Source organism: Paramagnetospirillum magnetotacticum MS-1 (assembly GCF_000829825.1).
Taxonomy (GTDB): Bacteria; Pseudomonadota; Alphaproteobacteria; order Rhodospirillales; family Magnetospirillaceae; genus Phaeospirillum; species Phaeospirillum magnetotacticum.
In genome coordinates this window covers 63384-80592 of the sequence record NZ_JXSL01000019.1, presented here as the reverse complement: position 1 = coordinate 80592, position 17209 = coordinate 63384, and the positions used below count along the sequence as shown (strand labels likewise).

The 17209-nt window shown below is 64.1% G+C and carries 14 protein-coding genes; 4 read left to right on the top strand and 10 right to left on the bottom strand.

The window, feature by feature from the left end; genetic code table 11:
- Positions 1–10 precede the first annotated feature (10 nt).
- The 4 genes from CCC_RS02405 to CCC_RS02390 all read right to left on the bottom strand — a co-directional run bounded on the left by CCC_RS02405 (position 11) and on the right by CCC_RS02390 (position 4200).
- Positions 11–523, bottom strand: coding sequence for a chemotaxis protein CheW (locus tag CCC_RS02405; protein WP_041039600.1), 513 nt, complete (start codon positions 521–523; stop codon positions 11–13).
- A gap of 14 nt (positions 524–537) precedes the next feature.
- Positions 538–1629 carry a ParA family protein gene (locus tag CCC_RS02400; protein ID WP_009868368.1) on the bottom strand — a complete coding sequence of 364 codons (1092 nt, stop codon included), beginning with the start codon at positions 1627–1629 and terminating at the stop codon, positions 538–540.
- 379 nt (positions 1630–2008) lie between these two features.
- Complete coding sequence (locus CCC_RS02395) at positions 2009–2479, bottom strand: cache domain-containing protein (RefSeq protein WP_009868369.1); 471 nt, start codon at positions 2477–2479, stop codon at positions 2009–2011.
- A 17-nt stretch (positions 2480–2496) separates the two neighbouring features.
- Positions 2497–4200: a methyl-accepting chemotaxis protein gene (locus CCC_RS02390; protein WP_009868370.1), complete on the bottom strand. Its 1704-nt coding sequence runs from the start codon at positions 4198–4200 to the stop codon at positions 2497–2499.
- Positions 4201–4670: 470 nt separating this feature from the next.
- Between CCC_RS02390 and CCC_RS02385 the strand changes: the two genes are divergently transcribed.
- Positions 4671–6209 (top strand): PAS-domain containing protein, encoded by a 1539-nt coding sequence (locus tag CCC_RS02385; RefSeq protein WP_041039598.1) that lies wholly within the window; start codon positions 4671–4673, stop codon positions 6207–6209.
- Here CCC_RS02385 and CCC_RS02380 read toward each other — a convergent pair.
- On the bottom strand, positions 6199–6978 hold the full coding sequence (locus CCC_RS02380; protein WP_009868372.1) for a GNAT family N-acetyltransferase: 780 nt from the start codon (positions 6976–6978) through the stop codon (positions 6199–6201). The two genes, CCC_RS02385 and CCC_RS02380, sit on opposite strands and share 11 nt — an antisense overlap.
- A gap of 228 nt (positions 6979–7206) precedes the next feature.
- Here CCC_RS02380 and CCC_RS02375 point away from each other — a divergent pair, with 228 nt between their 5' ends.
- The 3 genes from CCC_RS02375 to CCC_RS02365 all read left to right on the top strand — a co-directional run bounded on the left by CCC_RS02375 (position 7207) and on the right by CCC_RS02365 (position 8710).
- On the top strand, positions 7207–7572 hold the full coding sequence (locus CCC_RS02375) for a hypothetical protein (RefSeq protein WP_009868373.1): 366 nt from the start codon (positions 7207–7209) through the stop codon (positions 7570–7572).
- A gap of 48 nt (positions 7573–7620) precedes the next feature.
- A complete protein-coding gene (gene msrA, locus CCC_RS02370; protein ID WP_041039595.1) occupies positions 7621–8256 on the top strand; it encodes a peptide-methionine (S)-S-oxide reductase MsrA in 636 nt (211 codons plus the stop codon).
- Positions 8257–8326: 70 nt separating this feature from the next.
- Complete coding sequence (locus CCC_RS02365; RefSeq protein ID WP_009868375.1) at positions 8327–8710, top strand: hemerythrin family protein; 384 nt, start codon at positions 8327–8329, stop codon at positions 8708–8710.
- 17 nt (positions 8711–8727) lie between these two features.
- Here CCC_RS02365 and CCC_RS02360 read toward each other — a convergent pair whose 3' ends face one another.
- The 5 genes from CCC_RS02360 to CCC_RS02345 all read right to left on the bottom strand — a co-directional run bounded on the left by CCC_RS02360 (position 8728) and on the right by CCC_RS02345 (position 17140).
- Complete coding sequence (locus CCC_RS02360) at positions 8728–9228, bottom strand: chemotaxis protein CheX (protein ID WP_041039593.1); 501 nt, start codon at positions 9226–9228, stop codon at positions 8728–8730.
- Between the two features lie 289 nt (positions 9229–9517).
- The gene (locus CCC_RS02355; protein ID WP_041039591.1) at positions 9518–10639 is read right to left on the bottom strand and encodes a patatin-like phospholipase family protein; all 1122 of its coding nucleotides are present in this window, start codon (positions 10637–10639) and stop codon (positions 9518–9520) included.
- Between the two features lie 27 nt (positions 10640–10666).
- Positions 10667–12001, bottom strand: coding sequence for an alpha/beta fold hydrolase (locus tag CCC_RS22690; RefSeq protein ID WP_009867570.1), 1335 nt, complete (start codon positions 11999–12001; stop codon positions 10667–10669).
- 42 nt (positions 12002–12043) lie between these two features.
- Positions 12044–16882, bottom strand: a complete 4839-nt coding sequence (locus tag CCC_RS02350; RefSeq protein WP_236686277.1) for a type I polyketide synthase — start codon at positions 16880–16882, stop codon at positions 12044–12046.
- Positions 16883–16912: 30 nt separating this feature from the next.
- On the bottom strand, positions 16913–17140 hold the full coding sequence (locus CCC_RS02345) for a hypothetical protein (RefSeq protein ID WP_009867082.1): 228 nt from the start codon (positions 17138–17140) through the stop codon (positions 16913–16915).
- Positions 17141–17209: the final 69 nt, after the last annotated feature.

Below are 17209 nucleotides of genomic sequence, written 5' to 3'. Positions count from 1 at the left end.
CCGGCTCCCGTCATGGTCCCATCACCGCCGCGTCGTCCAGCCTTGCCTGGGCGCGGATCTGGAACTCGGCCAGACGCGACCGCTCCTGCTCCAGCAGAACCCGATCCCAGGCCAGGAGATTCACCGCCTGCCCGTCACGTTCGAGAACCTCGGCCAGGCAGTTATTGAAGGATTGGCCTGGGGCAAGACCCATGGAGGTGAAATCGCCCTTGTCGCGCACGCCATCAACATGTTCGACCAGCAATCCCAGCAGCCCCTCGCCTTCCCCTGGCCGCATGACCAGGATCGACGCGTCGAGCCCATATCGCCCACCCTCGAGCCCCAGCAATCGGGCCAGGCGCAGGACCATCACGGCCTGCCCCCCCAGATTGAGTACCCCCTCGACCATGGCCGAAAGATGCGGCGGATGGTCGAGCCAGGCGACCGGCACCACTTCGCGTAGACTTTCCACCGGCAAGCCAAACCCTTGGCCCGCCAGCCGAAATACCACGACGCCGGAAATATCGTCGGGACTGGAAGCCATTCTCATTCTATCCGTCAGACGAAACCAAGCAGCCCGGCCAAACGACGCGCGCCTTCGATCCCAACGCCCAAAAGGGCAAGCCCGCCGAGCAGAACAACCACCAGAAAAGCAGCAAGGGACAAACGGTTGTCGATGAAGAAATGCACCACTTCCAGATGCCACCGCTCCATGCGCGTGCGATCGCCGTAAAGCATGCGGTCCAACTGATCGGTCTTCTGTCGCAAACGGGCATCATCGGTGGGGGCGGACACGTCGGCGCATCCCATCCGCCAGCGCGACAGGCGGGCAACCGCCTCGTCACGCGAAGAATGGGGCGTGACGGTCTCGTTATTCTTGGCGGCGATGGCCACATGGCGGCCGATGAACTCCTCGGTGAAGTCCAGATGGGCCTGTGCCGCGGGCGATTTCGGCGCGAAGACACAGACCGGCAGCCTTGCCGTCGCCGCCTCGATCACCGTGGTGTCGCGCGGAATCTCCGTCCGGTAGACGGTGCCGCCCAGGCGTGAGCGGATCAGCTCGTTGATCTTGCGTGTGGTCTTGTTCTTGTCGTTGATGGTGAACAGGACGCCCTGCAGCAGCAGGTTCTTGTTCAGCCCCTCCTGCACATATTTGATGGAGGGAAGCGTGCGCAGCAGGCCGTCATTGGCATAGGGCGTGGCGGTCACCGGAATGATCACCCCGTGGGCCGAGGCCAGGGCGTTGATGGGCAGAATCCCCAAGGCCGGCGGGCAATCGATCACCACATAATCGCAATCCAGGGCCGTATGGGACAGGATATTGGAGAGAGTCCGCTGGGAGTTCTGCATCTCCGACAGCTTGATCTCGATCCCCGCAAGGCTGTAGGTCGACGGCAGAACCCGCACGCCCTCGAACATGGTTTCCACCATGACGTCCTCGACGGCGGCGCCGTTGGTGAAAAGATCGTAGATGCCCTGTTTGGTCTTGGGATCAATGCCCAGGCTCTTGGTGGAATCACCTTGCGAGTCAAGATCGATGACCACCACCGATTTTCCGAATGCGGCCAAGCATACAGCCAGATTCGTGCTGGTCGTGGTCTTGGAAATCCCCCCCTTCTGATTGAAGATGGCGACAATATAGGGCCTCATGGGAATCTTGCCCCCATGCTGGTCGCCATTTCATCACTTAAACAATTCAGGGTGATTCTCAAAACTCTTCCCCCCGCCACCACAATTCAGAGCGCACCCCCCAGTTCCGCGCACTGCCAAGCCCGAGGTTCCCCGTATCCCCGGTGCGTATAGGTTAAGCATAGAGACAAGGATGTTGCAACGAAAGACACTACGGAATTCTTTCTTCGGCCCAAGCTGAACCGCCAGGAGAAAGATTCCATTGAGTCGAGTCGAAGAGGCAATCCCCAAAAAACCCGACTCGACAGTGACTCGGCGATGCAAGCCGACTTGCCTTGCCACAAATATAAATGCCGCCCGCATTTCGGCGGGCGGCATGAATCGTAAAACGCCCCGGCGATCAGGCCGGCGGATAGCAACCGGCCATGAACAGCAGGTCGCCATTGGCCTTCACCCAGGTCTGCTTCGGCGCCAGCTTCTTGGTTTCGGGATGGGTCCAGGTGTACTTGGCCCAGGCGCCAGCGGGGCCGGACTTTCCGGCCTTGATCATCTCCTGGATGATCAGGACGCCGTTGACATCCTTGAGCCCGGGCAGATCGGGATTGTCAATCAGCTTGGGATTAATGGCGTGGGCCTTGAAGATTCCGTCCATGGTGGCAACGATCACATAGAGTTCGCCGTTGACCCAGTCCTTGTTGCCCTTGTCCATGAAGTCGGCAAAGGACTTCTCCTTGCCAACCGCCTTGTAGTGGGCGATGGCCTTATCGACCAGCCCCTGGGCGGCGACGCACTCGTCGGCGGCACGGGCGGCGCCCGACAGGCCGAACACGGCAAACGCGGCCAGAACCGCCATCTTCATGAAATTCTTCACGGCTTCCCTCCTGGTTGTTATTCAGCGGATTTGAGACGGGCGACCAGCCCGTCCACCTGGGATTGAAGGCGCCCGAACTCGCCCACCAGACTCTCTGTCGTCACCTGAACCGTGGCGGCGGCGGAACCCACCTGACCCGCCACATGCCGCACTTCGCCGATTCCCGACGACACGGTGCGGGTGCCGTCGGCGGCGCGGCTGACCGATTCGGAAATCTCGCCCGTGGCGCGGCCCTGTTCGGCCACGGCGCCGGTAATGGCCGCCAGGGCCTCGTTGACCCGGCCGATGGTCACGACGATACCGTCGATGGCTCGCACCGCCTGATCGGTGGCGGCCTTCATGGCGGAGATCTCACCGGTGATCTCCTCGGTGGCGCGCGCCGTCTGGTTGGCAAGATTCTTCACCTCATTGGCCACCACGGCGAAGCCCTTGCCCGCGTCACCGGCGCGGGCCGCCTCGATGGTGGCGTTCAAGGCCAGAAGATTGGTCTGGCTGGCGATGTCGTTGATCAGATTGACCACCTCGCCGATCTTGCCCGAGGCCACGGTCAGGGTCTTGACGGTCTCGTCGGTCCGGGCGGCCTCGGCCACTGCTTCGCCTGCGATGCGCGACGATGCCTCCACCTGCCGGTTGATCTCACTGATGGAGCCCACCAGACGTTCGGCGGCATGGGCCACGGTCTCCACATTGCCGTTGGCCAGTTCCGAAGACTGGGCCACCTGGGCGGTCTGACTGATTGCCGTCTCGGCATTGGCGGCCAGCACCTCGGCCTCGCCCCGGATGGAATCTGCGGCGCGCGAGGCGTTTTCGACGGCGCCGCGCACGGTGGTTTCGATCTCACCGGCCAGATCGGCCATGGCCTGACGCTTGGCGACCGCGGCCTGGCGCTGCAGCGCGTCCTGCTCGGCGGTCAGGTTCTTGACGCGCTGGGCATTCTCCTTGAACACCTGGACGGTGGCCGCCATGGCGCCGATCTCGTCCTTGCGCCCGATGGCGGGCACTTCTACCCCCAGATCGCCCTGGGCGAGGCGCTCCATGGCGCCGGTCATGCCGCCCACCGCGCTGGCGATGGCGCGGACCAGCAGAAAGGAAATGAGCGCCAGAAGGCTCAGCACACCCAGGGTAATGCTGATGAACAGGCCCCGCGTGGTGGCAGCATCCTGACTGGCCGACTGGCGGGCAGCATCGACCATGCGGGCTTCCAGGCCGACCATGCCCTGGGTCTCGGTCATCAGGGCCTGATAACTGTCCTGGGCGGTCCACATGAAGGAGACGGCGGCGGTGAAATCCATCTTCTGCATGGAAATCACCTGATCGGTGGCGTTCTTGTATCCGGCAAGCCCCGCCTCGATCTTTTTCAGCAGGGCATCTTCTTCGCCGGTCACGGAAAAGGCCGCGCGATAATCGGCCAATTGCTTCTTGGCCTTGGCCATTCCTTCGGCGAAGGAGGCCTCGATCTTGTCGGTCTTGGCGGCCTCGACGCCCGCCGCGTTCCAGGTCAGAAGCCGGTAAAGATCGGAATGAGCATCCTGAAGCAGATCGGTGAAATCACCGATCTTCACCGATTTGGCGAAAGACACCTCGGCGATCTCGTCCAGGGTCCGGCTTTGCCCGGCCAGTCCCTGCATCCCCACCCAGGCGATGACAACCAGACCGATGGTGGCCACCAAGGGGACGATGGCGATCTTGGCCCAAATCCTCAAATCGTCGAGAAAGCTCATCTCATCCTCCCGGCTGGCGCATGACAGGAGGCGACACCTCCCCCCGATCCCGCCGAAGCCCAAAGTCCCTGCCGTCCCAGATCACATCGAAGCTGACGACACGACAATTAAACCGGCGGTGAGTTTCCGTTCAAACCCTCAATTGTAATGAATCTATACAGCATGACTTATGGCCGATCAGGTAATGGCCGCAGTATATGACCTAAACATTGCGGTTTAACGCTTTGCCCCGCGATACTCCCTGAGTACCCAATGGGCGGCGGCACGGCCATCGAACCGGATGTCGGGTTCGCGGTGAAGACGCTCCAGCGCTCCGATGGACAGACCGGCTCAGAAATGGATTGCGTCAACCAAATAACATTCTCGCAATAGCCGCAATGCTGTGCTGCCTGGACCGGCAGGGGCAGGCTGCTTTCGCAATGGCGGAAATTATCATATGCTACGTTCGCGCGAGCGGAGGAAACCTGAGCATGCATCACGGAGCGGGATCCGCCGAGTTCAAGTGGCGCCATCTGATCGAAGCGGTGGAAGAGTTCGGACAGGGCTTCACGGTGTTCGACCGCGACCTCAACCTGATCCTGTGCAACAACCGCTTCCTTGAAATGCTGAACTTTCCCGCCAGTCTGGTGCATCCCGGAACGGTCTTCGCCGATTTCATGCGATTCAACGCCTTGCGCGGCGAATACGGCCCGGGCGACGTGGAAGAACTGGTGGCCGAACGCGTCGACAGGGCCCGCGGCTTCGCCCCCCACTGTTTCGAGCGCGAACGCCCCGACGGCACGGTGATCGAAGTGCGCGGCACGCCGCTGCCCGGCGGCGGCTTCGTCACCACCTATACCGACATCACCGAACGCAAGCGCGCCGAGCGCATGCTGATCCACGCCAAGGACAAGGCCGAGGAGACGGCGCGGATCAAGGCCAACTTTCTGGCAACCATGAGCCACGAAATCCGCACGCCCATGAACGGGGTGCTGGGCATGCTGCACCTGCTGACCGGTTCGCCGCTGACCCCCGAACAGCGCGACCACCTGGAAACGGCCCAGTCTTCGGCCCGCTCCCTGCTGTCGATCATCAACGACATCCTCGACTTCTCCAAACTGGAAGCCGGGCAGATGAAGATGGAATCCACCCGCTTCGACCTTTACCGCCTGATGGAAGAGATGGGCGCGCTGCTCAAGGGCGCCGCCATGGACAAGGGGCTGGATCTCCGGCTGCATATTGCCGCGAACGTGCCCCGCCATCATTGCGGTGATTCCAACCGTTTGCGCCAGATTCTGACCAATCTGATGGGCAACGCCGTCAAGTTCACCGAAAGGGGCGGTGTGGAGGTCCTGGTCGAGGCCCTGCCCGATTCCCGCCTTCGCTTCCAGGTGGCCGACAGCGGCATCGGTATCGACCCCGCCGCCGCATCCGGTCTGTTCAGCGAATTCGTCCAGGCCGATTCCTCCATCACCCGGCGCTTCGGCGGCACCGGATTGGGGCTTTCCATCTGCAAGAAGCTGGTGGAGATGATGGGCGGCGAGATTGGCTTCGACAGCGTTCCGGGCCAAGGCACCACCTTCCACGTCGTCCTGCCCTTCACCCCCGCTTCCGACGACGGCAGGGCCGCAGCCATAGAGGAGCAGATCCCCGACCTGCCCCCCATGGCGGTGCTGCTGGCCGAGGACAATCCGGTCAACCAGAAGCTGACCACCGTCTTGCTGAACCGCTGGGGGCAGCAGGTCACCCTGGCCCGCAACGGGGCCGAGGCCATCGCCGCCCTGGCACGCCAGCACTTCGACCTCGTCCTCATGGACGTTCACATGCCGGGCATCGACGGGTTGGAAGCCACGCGGCGCATCCGCGCCATGTCCGGCCCGGTGTCCCGCATTCCCATCATCGCCATGACCGCCGACGCGCTGGACGGCGACGCCGCCCTGTGCCTGGAAGCCGGGATGGACGATTACGTCGCCAAGCCGGTGGACCCCGCCTTGTTGCTGGCGGCGCTTCACCGCGCTGTCAGGCGCTGAAACGCTTTACGTAGCGCCCGGCGATATCGGCGGCATTGACCACCACCAAGACATCTGTGGTGTTGAACGGCCGGTCGATCACCGCGCCGTCGCCGATCACGCCGCCCAGACGCAGATAGCCCTTGAGCAGCGGCGGCAGGGAGGCCAGGACCCGGCGCGCGTCCCAGGCAACGTCGATCCCGGCGAAATCCACCTTCTCGGCGCTGTCCAGCGCCCGGCCACGCAGGGCGGGCGGCGCCATGTGGTTGTCACGCAAATAGGCCAGTTGCGGCGCCAGGATCTCGGGATCGGTGCCGGGCAGACTGCCGCAACCGAATAGCAGGCGAATGTCATTCTCCACCATATAACCGGCCAGACCCTGCCACAGAGCCTGGAGCGTGCCCCGGTGGCGCCAGCGGGCATCGACGCAGGAGCGGCCCAGTTCGAGGATCTCGCCTTCGACGGCCAGGAAGGGACTGATATCGAATTCACCGGCGGTATAGAAGCGGCCCACCGCTTGTGCCGCGCTTCGCCGGATCAGGCGGTAGGTTCCGACCACGTCACCATCGGCCAGCACCACCAGATGGTCGCAATGCTTGTCGTAATCATCGAAATCCTGTTCCAGGGTCTGCATGGCGACGGTCGGCTTGGCCCCCATCTCCTCGTAGAACACGCGATAGCGGATGCGCTGGGCGGCGGCCACTTCGGCGCGGGTCCGGGCAAGGCGCACCTCCAATCCTTCGGGGGTGGCCGGGTTAAGGGCGTGGACCGTCGCTGCCTGATGGGTCATGGCTCGCCTCGTCTGGTTACGGACAATGGAACTGGGATGAAAAGCGTATCAAGCGCGCCACTTTCCGGCTGCTGCGGCACAAGATGCCGACCTTCGACAGGAGAGGTTTTGCTTCCATCCATGCCTATCCTATAACGCAAGGACTTGTGCTGTCGGGGTGAAACAATTATTACATCTGGTAGTTCTGTGGTTATTTTCGGCAGACGCCATCTTCACTGAGGTACCGCCATGGCCGAGTCCCGCATCGCCTCCGTCGAAGGCTTTCAGTTCTCCTTCCATGTCCAGGAGGCCGAACGTCCCGTCCGCAAGGTTCTGGACCGCTGGGTGCTGCAGGACTGGGCCTGCCAGGTGGAATACGAAGGCGAGTGGTGCGTCTTCACCATTCACGAATTCAACGACGGGGTCTTCGAGCCGTCGGCGGTGCAGGGCGTGTTCAGCGACTTTCCCGGCGCAGCCGCCGTGGAGGTCACCACCCGCTGGCTGCAGCGCCGCATCGAGGAAAAGGAACGGGCCCGGCGCCGCCAGCGCGACATCTTCATGGGCGCCCTGGCCATCGTCGCCGCCCTGGCCCTGGCCGCCATCTCGTTGCGTTGAAGCCTCCTCCCCATATAGTGTCTGGACACATACTGCGGAGGCACGTCCATGTCGCTTTGGGGACCCAGTAAGACGGTGATGGTGGCCGCCGATCAGGCCCTGCCCGGCCGCGCCAGTGAAATGCGCGTTCCCGAACGCCACTACGTTCTCGACACCCTCTTGAAGCCGCCCTTCCCCGTGGGAATGGAGACGGCGATTTTCGCCATGGGCTGCTTCTGGGGGGCGGAGCGGCTGTTCTGGAAGACCGGCGGAGTCTATTCCACCTCGGTGGGATATGGCGGGGGCTTCACCCCCAACCCCACTTATGAGGAGGTCTGCACCGCGCGCACCGGCCATGCCGAGGCGGTGCTGGTGGCCTTCGACCCGGCGGAGGTGCCTTATTCGGCGCTGCTGCGCCTATTCTGGGAAGGCCACAACCCCACCCAGGGCATGCGCCAGGGCAACGATATCGGCACCCAGTACCGCTCGGCCATCTACTGGACCAGCCCGGCGCAGAAAGACGAGGCCGAGGCGTCACGTCTGGCCTACGGCCAGGCGCTTCAGCGGGCGGGCTTTGGCGCCATCACCACCGAGATCGCCCAGGCGGGACCGTTCTATTGGGCCGAAGGACATCACCAGCAATATCTGGCCAAGGAACCGGGCGGATATTGCGGCCTGGGCGGCACCGGAGTGCGCTGCGGCTGATCTTGCACCTGGAATTGTTCCCAGAGGCTCCCCACCTAACCGTTTAGCGTGCAACGAGGGGGGATTTGGAATGGCGACGTGGCTCGAGGATCAGTGGAAAAGCGGCGATTCGACCATCGACACCGAACACCTGAAGCTTCATGAAATGATCCGGTCCATGACGGCGGTCATGCGCAACGACCCCGGCACCGGCCTCGCCCAGGAGGCTGTCGATGTGCTGACCGAACGGTTGCGCATACACTTTCGCATGGAAGAGAGCCTGGCGGCCAAGGCCAATCCCGAGGCAATCGATACCCTCAAACAGGACCACCAGCGGCTGCTGCGGCTGCTCACCCCGGTTCGCGACGCCGTGCAAAGCGGGTCCGCCGAAAAGGCCAAGTCCTTGATGACCGATTTCGCCGAGCAATTGGACAAGCACGACCGCGAAATCGATATCCCGCTGTTTCGAAAGTAGGGGGCCTCGTCCGGGACTCAGTGACGGTAGTTCAGACTGTCATCGAACAGATGGCGCGGCCCGAACAGATTGACGCTGACCGCGCCCTTGTCGGTCAGGATGTCCATGCTGGCAAACACCGCATCGCCCTGGCGCTGAATGTCGCGCGAGCCTTCCATCACCACCGGCGGCGACAGGCTGACGGCGGTTTCCTTCAACTCGAAGTCGGCGGTACACAGACCCAATACCGTATTGACCACCTCCGCCGCGGTCTCGCGCAGATAGAGTTCCCGTTCCTCGTCGGGGACCGGCAGAGCGCCGGTTGCCTTGTCGAGAATGTCGCCCAGCAGGGTCTGGTCGAAGCTGAAAGCGATCAGCAAACCCACCGGCACGCCGAACCCGGCCACGGCGGTGATGTCGTGCAGCTTGACGCTGTCTTGCCCCACTTCATGGACGTCAAAGCCATCAATGCGCGCCACCCCATCCCCGGCCAGAACCGCGCTGGTCTGGTGCAGAATGGAGAACATGGTATGTGACATCAGTTCCGCGCCAGACGGAAACGCCCTGCGCCTCCGGCTGGAGGGGCGTGCATGACCTTGCTCGAACGTTGTGGGCAGTTTGCGCATACCAGTAATGATACCCCTAAGCCGGGCGCTTGAAAACAACGGAAATACACATTGACCTTGCTGCAACGCAACCTTTGGGCTTTTGCGCCGCAAAATAATGTGTTTTCAGCTAATTCTTCCAGTCTGAACGGAATTGTCACATAAAAACACATACCCCACCCCTCGTGAAACGAGAGGTGGGGTATGCGGAAATGTCCCTGCCTTAACCGATGCTGGCACCGCCGAACATGGCGTCGTCGTCCTTCTTGGCCGCGCCGCCGCGGCCCTTGGCGGGCGTCGGCTTGGGCGGCAAGGTGGCTCCCAGACGGACCCCCTTCTCGGCGACGAATTTCTTGCCGGTCTCGTAGCCCAGTTCGAACATGCGCTCCAGATTCGAGCGCGACCAGTCCAGCGCGGTGGGCAGCCATTCGGGCGGAATGGGGAAGGTCACCTTGATCAGTTCCACGTCCTGGCGCGCCGGGTGGGATTCGTTCCAGTCATCGAGCATATGCTCGAAGAAGGCCAGGTCGTGCCGGGTCAGCGAGATCAGCGGCAGGATCAGGTTCTGCCCCCAGGCCTGCCACAGATTGGGCGGGTCCTGGATATAGCCCTCATTGCCAAAGGCGTCGAACACCACCACGGTGCGGATGCCCTCGTCATGCTCGAGAAGCCCTTGGAAGTTGAAGGCGTCCTCGGCCGCGCCCTCCAGGTACAATTTCCCGTCCACCTTGGCCGGCGGATAAATGAAAGGATAGGCCAGGGTTGCGCCGAAATGCTCGTAATCCAGGATATCCTTGCCGAAGATCGCCATCTTGTGATCGGTCAGATTATAGGCGTTGAGGTAGACATCCTCCTCCACCGTCTTCAGGGCCTCGAAATCCACCATCTCCATGATGAACGGGGCGTTGGCGCACAGGCCCTTGCTGAAGAAATTGACGGTGCTGGGTGTAAACAGCGCCCAGACCATCTGGATCAGGTCGCTGTAGAACTTCTGGCGCTTGGTCATGTTGAACTGGTTCATGATCAAGTTGTAGCCGGGCATCTTGGACAACAGCCAGCGATAGGCGGCAGCGATCTTGCTGCCCTTCATGAACACCTTGTAGTTCATGGGGATGTATTTGTAGATCGCATCCGAGACGCCGAAATTCACCGAATTGCGCAGAGAATCCTGGCGGCTCATTCCCTTGGGCGCCAGATAGGACAGAGCCACGCCGCCGCCGCCGCCTGTGGCCGAGATCACGTCGAACTTGACGCCCGCCTCGTCGAAGGCCAGCAAAGCGCCGGTCATCAGGGTGAAATTGGGGGCGCCGCCCCCCAGCACCAAAGCCATCTTATGCTTATGCATGTCGTTCTCCCCTGTCGTCCATCCCGGTCAGGATGGTGGCGCCATCAGCTCACGGCCGATGACGCGCTGGATGAAAGCCGCGTCTTCGAAAATGGAATAATGGGTGCCTTCGCGCATATAGACCTGCATGCGCGAATTGGTGAACCGCCCCCAGCCCAGGATGTCCTGGCGGGAAACGTAAGGATCGCCCTTTGAGACAAAGCAGGTGATGGGAATGTCCCAGGGCTTTTCCGGTGCATAACGGTACTTGCTGGTCATCTCGAATTCGGCGCGCACGGCGGGCAGCATCAGGCGGCGCAGTTCCGGGTCGTCCAGGAACTGGTCGCTGGCCGCCATGTCGAACTGGCGGATGATCTCGGCGAAGATGGGGTCCGCCTGGCGATAGGGCGGCAGATTGGGCTTGTAGCCAGGCATATTCGCCAGATGCAGCGCCAGATTCTTCTCGAACGGGCCGATGACGCGCACCCGGTCGGGGCACCGCGCCCCCGAGCAGAACAGGTGGCGCGGCTTGGTCTCAGTCTCGTGGATCAGGGTGCGCGCCACCTCATAGAGCGTCAGCCCGCCCAGGCAATGGCCGAACAGGGCGAAGGGCAGGTCCAGCTTGCCCGCATCCTCCATCTCGTCGATGACGTGATCAACGAAGACATCCATGTCGCGCACCGGCTTTTCGCTGATGCGGGCCAGACGTCCGGGGGGCTCGACCGCGATGACCTCGATGGCTGGATCGGTGGTGGCCGACCATGCCTGGAAGGCCGCCGAGCCGCCGCCCGCGAAGGGAAAGCAGAACACCCGGTAACGAGGATTGGCGCGCGGCGCCACGGTGACCAGCCACTTTCCGGCCCCGGTATTGATGGCGGGCTTGGGCTGCGGCGTAGGAGCCTCTTGGGTTACCACCTGCTCGGTAACAGCAGGAGCGCTCACCTCCACTCCAGCCAGATCGGGCCACACATCGGCCACCAGATCGTCGATGCTGGGCCCCTTGATCAGCTTGACCGCCGGAATGCGCAGGCCCGTGGCACTTTCCACCCGGTTGATCAGGGTGACCGACATGAGCGAATCCAGGCCCAGTTCGCGCAAGGGCCGGTCGGGCTCCACCTTGGTCGTCATGCCCAGCGTGGTCATGACCTGACGCGCCAGGAAATCGGTGATGGCGGCGCGGCGAAGCCCCGGGTCGGGGGAGGCCATGGCCTGCTTCAGCGCCTCGATATCGGCGGCCAGACCGCCCACCGCGCCGCCTTGCAACTCTGCATAGAAGCGCGGCGGCACCTGGAACTGGCGCAGGAAAGTGGGCCAGTCGGCGGGGATCACCACGGCCTGATCGGCAGCACCATCGAACAGAAGGTCGAAGGCTTCCCGCCCCATCTCGGGCTCGATGTAATGGATGCCGCGCGCCCGCCAGATGGCCTAGCCCTGAGATCCCAACCCGTCGGCCATGCCCGCGCTGGCCCAGGCGCCCCAGTTGACCGCCAAGGCTGGCAGACCCTTTGACCTGCGATGGGCGGCCAAGGCGTCCAGGCAGGCATTGCCGGTGGTGTAGTTGGTCTGCCCCGCCGAGCCGATCACGCTCAGCACCGAGGAGTAGAGCACGAAATCGTGAAGCTTCAGGCCTTGGCTATGCTTGTGCAGCCACCAGCTGGCATCCAGCTTGGGCGCCAGGGCGCGGCGGAACTTGCCCCATTCCATCTGGTCCACCAGACCGTCGTCCAGCACACCGGCGCTGTGATAGATGCCCTTGAGCATCGGTTCGGCCTTGGCGAGGCGGCCCAGCAGCTTGGCGACATCACCTTCCTTGGCAATATCGGCCTTGGCGATGGTGATCTTGGCGCCCAGGGCCTTGATGCGCGCCGCGATTTCGGCGGCATTGGCGGCCTTGTCACCCTGGCGGCTGACCAGCACCAGATGGGCGGCCTTGCGCGACGAAACCAGCCATTGGGCGGTCAGCACACCCAGCGCGCCCAATCCGCCGGTCACCAGATAGGTTCCGCCCTCGCCCGCCGTGTCTCGGCGATCAGGCACGGCGGCGCGCACCAGCCGGGCGGCCAGACGCTTGCCCCTACGAAGGGCCACCTGAGCCTCGTCATCACTGGCGGCCAGATGGGCGGCCAGCAATTCCGCCTCGGCACCAGGGGCACCACCGGCTTCCAGATCGATCAGTCCGCCCCACAGAGCCGGAGCCTCGAGCGCCAGGGACCGCCCCAGCCCCCACAGACCAGCGCCCAGCACATGGGCGGCAGGCTCGGATTTGGTGGCATCCACGGCATTGCGGGTAATCAGATGCAGCTTGGGCGCCACCAGAAAGCTGGTGCGGGTCAGTCCCAGGGCACGCGCCAGATTCAGGACGGGGTCATAGACAGACCGCTGCGCCCCTTCGTCGCCCCAGGCCTCCTCGCCGGGGGCCTCGATTCCGCCCAGATGGAGGATTCCGGCCTTGCCCGCCCCGGCCTCGGCGGCGAAGCTTTCCAGCAGGCGGGAGAAGCCTTCCAGATCACGGGGGCAGTCCTTGGCCGCCACCACACGGCAGGCGGCGCCGGTACGGCCCAGGGCCTCCTTCAAGGGTTTGGCGAAACCGTCACCGCCCAGCAGCAGCCAGGTCAGCGGCCCCGAAGCCTTGGCGGCCACCGGCGGCACAGGCTTGTCGTCCCAGCGCTTGGCATAAAGCCAGCCATCCTCGCCATCGGGTTTGCGCGGCCTGAACAGGGAGGCGGGCAGTTTCTTGACCGACAATCCCTCGAAGGCGGCCACCGGGCGACCATCGGGGTCGAAGGCCTCGATATCGATCACCGTGATATCGCCGCCATGGCCGTTGGGCTTGCGCCTGCGCGCATGGACCCAGACCTCGCGCTCCTCCGAGCGGGCACCAGAAAAGCGCTCGAGGCTCAAGGGCAGATGGGCGGAGGAGCCTTCGGGCGGCGGCTGGGTGAAGTCGCCGTGCTCCTCGATCACCGCGGGATAGACATGCAGGCAGGCATCCAGCAGGGCCGGATGCATCAGCCCGTTGCCCATGGGCTCCACATGATCGGGCAGACGGATACGGGCCAGGGCCTCGCCCTCGCCCCGCCACAGGCTTTCGATGGCCCGGAAACTGGGGCCGTAGGCCAGACCGAGCGAGCGCATGCCAGCGTAATAGCTGTCGGCCTTGACCGGCAGATGACAGCGCCGCTTCAGCGCCTTGGCGTCGAAAGCCTTCGCCTTGCCCGGCGTGGCGCGGCGGATCTCGCCCCGCATATGGGTGCGCCATTTTTCGTCGTCACCGCCCCGGCTGGACAGGAAGAATCCCGCCCCCTCGCCATGGGGCTCCACCACCAGATGGCCGAGGCGCACCTCGTCATCGCCCAGGACCAGGGCGTCGCCGTGGGCAAACCCCGCCACCTCCAGCGGCCCGTCGCCCAGCCGGGGACGCGCCCCTTCCAGGGCGGCCAGCAGACCGGCGGTGGTAGGCAGCACAACGGACCCATGGACCCGGTGATCGTCGAGCCAGGAAAAGCGCTCGCGGCTGAATTCGGTCTCGTATTGATGCGCGGCCAAGGGCGAGGACAGCCGCCGTCCGGTCAGGCCAATCCCTGCGGCTACGGGTACGCGGCGTCCGCCCACAGGCTCGTAATCCTTGGTGGCCCACACCCGCTCGCGCGCGAAGGCATAGGTGGGCAGCGACAAACGCCTGAGATCGAAGGGCGCATCGAAACAGGCCCAGTCGGGGTCATGACCGGCGCGGTACAGCGCGCCCAGACTCTCCAACAGGGTCTGATGCTCGTCGCCCCGGCCCAGGCTGGGAAGCCAGCCCAGCCCTTCCTGGCCCGAGACGCTGCGCCCCAGGGCCAGCAAGGCGCCACCGGGGCCGATCTCGAGGAAATCCTTGATCCCCGATTTGACCAGTTCGGCCACCGCATCGGCGAAGCGCACCGCCTGGCGCGCCTGACGGCACCAGTATTCGGAATCGGGCGCGTCGTTCTTTAACTGACCGGTATAGGTCGAGACCCAGGCCATGGCCGGAGCCTTGGCCTCGACCTGCCAGACCGCCGCATCAAGCTCGGGCAGAGCCGGGTCCATGAGCGGCGAATGGAAGGCATGCGACACGGTCAGGGCCTTGGAGGCAATGCCCCTGGCCTCCAGCGCCTTGACCGCCTTGGCCACCTCGTCGGCCGCGCCTGAAATCACCGTTCCTTGCGGCCCATTGACGGCGGCGATGCCGATCTTGGCGGGGTCGAGAGCGGCCAGCACCTCGGAAACCAGAGATTCCTCGGCGAAAACGGCGCTCATGGCGCCGCCCGCGGGCAAGGCCTGCATCATTCGGCCACGGGTGGCCACCAGCCGCGCCGCATCCTCCAGGGAATACACCTTCGCGATGACGCAAGCCGCGAACTCGCCCACCGAATGGCCGCAGACCGCATCGGCCTTGATGCCCCAGGCGGCCAGAGTGCGGGCCAGGGCCACTTCCACCGCGAAGAGGCAGGGCTGGGTATAGCCGGTGTTGTGGATCTGCTCGCCCTCGCTGAACAGCACGTCCAGCAGACTGGCGTCCAGATGGGGATCGAGGGCGGCGGCCACCTTGTCCAACTCGGCCCGGAAGACCGGCTCCGTCTCGTAAAGCGCGCGGCCCATGCCCGCCACCTGGGCGCCCTGGCCGCTGAACAACAGGGCCAGCTTGCGGGGCTGCGACACTTTGCGCGCCGCCTTGGGATCGGCCTTGAACCCCTCCAACCTGGCGGCCAGCTCGGCGGGGGAAGAGACGACGCAGGCGAAGCGATGATCGAAATGGGTCCGGCCCACCGCCATGGTATGGGCATAGTCACCCATATTCATCTCGGGATGGGCTTCAGCCCAGGCGCGGTGGCGGGCGGAATTGGCGTCCAGGGAATCGGCGGACTTGGCCGACAGCACCACCAGATGGCGGGGACGAGGCGCGGCGCCCGTGCGCGGCCGCGCGACCGGCGCCTGCTCCATCACCACCACCGCATTGGTGCCGCCGATGCCCAGGCCGTTGACCAGGGCGCGGCGCCGATGCTCCGCGACTGCGGGCCAGTCCAGGCGTTCGGTGTTCACGAAGAACCGGGACTGCTCGATCTTCAGACGCGGATTGGGAATGCGGTAGTTGATGGTGGGCGGCACCACCCCTTCGGTGAGCGACAGCGCCGTCTTGATCATGGAGGCCAGACCGGCCGATTGCTCGGAATGGCCGATATTGGGCTTGGTGGAGCCGATGGGGCGCTTGCCCTCGCGCTTGTCACCCTCGAAGGCGCGCTGCAGCGCCGTGAATTCGCGCGGGTCGCCCACCGTGGTGCCTGTGCCGTGGCACTCCACCGAACCGATGGTGGAGGGATCGAAGCGGCTTTGGGCCAAAGCCGCCTTCATCACGTCGGTCTGGCCGCGCACGCTGGTTCCGGCATAGGACGCTTTGCGCCCGCCGTCATTGTTCAGCGCCGTGCCCCGGATCACGCCATAGATGTTGTCTCCATCGGCCACGGCCTGGTCCAGGCCCTTGAACAGCATGGCCGCCACGCCGGACGAGAACACCGTTCCCCCCGCCTCGGCATCGAAGGTGCGGATATGGCCGTCGGGCGCGAAGATGGCGCCCTTCACCCCCATATAGCCCGCCGCCTGCGGCACCCGCACGATCCCGGCCGCCGCCAGAGCCATGGAGCATTCCCCACCCTGGATGGCATTGCAGGCCAGATGGACCAGGACCAGGGAGGTGGAACACGCGGTCTGCACATTCAGGCTGGGCCCCGTCAGGTTCAGCTTGAACGAGACGCGGGTGCCCGCGAAATCCTTGTCATTGCCGATATGCAGCAGGCTGGCCGTGGCGCCCCGGGAATCCGGGTGATCGGCCAGTTCGTTCATCATATAATTGGTGACCACGCTGCCCGTGGCGGCATAGACGCCCACGGGCCCGAAATCCTGGCCGGGGGGATAACCGGCATCCTCGAACGCCTCCCACGACACTTCCAGCAGATGGCGCTGCTGCGGGTCGATTAGCCGGGCCTCGTGGGGGGAATAGCCGAAGAACAGCGGGTCGAAGCGGTCGGCCTCGGGCAGCAGGAAGGACGCCTTGACGTAATCGGGATGACGCAACTGGGCCGGGTCCACCCCGGCCTCGATCATCTGGGCATCGGTGAGAAAGGTGACCGACTCGACCCCATCCAGCAGATTGCGCCAATAGGCCCGCCAATCGGATGCACCGGCAAAGCGGCACGCCATCCCGATGATGGCGATATCCAGCGGCTTGCGCACGCCCCCCATACTCATCCCCCCTGCCCCGACCGCATGCCCTTGCGATTACCAGTCCTTGCCGTCGTCGCCCTGATCGCCGCCGCCGCCCATGAAGCCGCCGCACAGCTCCATTTCGCGCAGGCGGTCAAAGGCCCGCTCGAACACGTCTTGCATGGCCGACAGGTAGTCCAGCCAGGTCTCGACCATCCACATCAATAGTTTAAGTTGCATATTGGCCATTCCGGCGCCGGGCATGCCGCCGCTCATGGCCATCAGGAGGGGCAACATCTGCATGAACTGGCCGGGACCAAACCCGCCACCGAAACCTCCGCCGAACGGATTGCCGCCGCCGAAGCCATGCCC

Excerpts from the sequence above, each read along its gene's own strand:
- CCC_RS02405 (WP_041039600.1), bottom strand. The coding sequence starts at position 523 with ATGGCTTCCAGTCCCGACGATATTTCCGGCGTCGTGGTATTTCGGCTG.
- CCC_RS02400 (WP_009868368.1), bottom strand. The coding sequence starts at position 1,629 with ATGAGGCCCTATATTGTCGCCATCTTCAATCAGAAGGGGGGGATTTCC.
- CCC_RS02390 (WP_009868370.1), bottom strand. The coding sequence starts at position 4,200 with ATGAGCTTTCTCGACGATTTGAGGATTTGGGCCAAGATCGCCATCGTC.
- CCC_RS02385 (WP_041039598.1), top strand. The coding sequence starts at position 4,671 with ATGCATCACGGAGCGGGATCCGCCGAGTTCAAGTGGCGCCATCTGATC.
- CCC_RS02380 (WP_009868372.1), bottom strand. The coding sequence starts at position 6,978 with ATGACCCATCAGGCAGCGACGGTCCACGCCCTTAACCCGGCCACCCCC.
- CCC_RS02375 (WP_009868373.1), top strand. The coding sequence starts at position 7,207 with ATGGCCGAGTCCCGCATCGCCTCCGTCGAAGGCTTTCAGTTCTCCTTC.
- msrA (WP_041039595.1), top strand. The coding sequence starts at position 7,621 with ATGTCGCTTTGGGGACCCAGTAAGACGGTGATGGTGGCCGCCGATCAG.
- CCC_RS02365 (WP_009868375.1), top strand. The coding sequence starts at position 8,327 with ATGGCGACGTGGCTCGAGGATCAGTGGAAAAGCGGCGATTCGACCATC.
- CCC_RS02360 (WP_041039593.1), bottom strand. The coding sequence starts at position 9,228 with ATGTCACATACCATGTTCTCCATTCTGCACCAGACCAGCGCGGTTCTG.
- CCC_RS02355 (WP_041039591.1), bottom strand. The coding sequence starts at position 10,639 with ATGCATAAGCATAAGATGGCTTTGGTGCTGGGGGGCGGCGCCCCCAAT.
- CCC_RS22690 (WP_009867570.1), bottom strand. The coding sequence starts at position 12,001 with ATGGGGCGGGAAGCCTTCGACCTTCTGTTCGATGGTGCTGCCGATCAG.
- CCC_RS02350 (WP_236686277.1), bottom strand. The coding sequence starts at position 16,882 with ATGAGTATGGGGGGCGTGCGCAAGCCGCTGGATATCGCCATCATCGGG.
- CCC_RS02345 (WP_009867082.1), bottom strand. The coding sequence starts at position 17,140 with ATGCAGATGTTGCCCCTCCTGATGGCCATGAGCGGCGGCATGCCCGGC.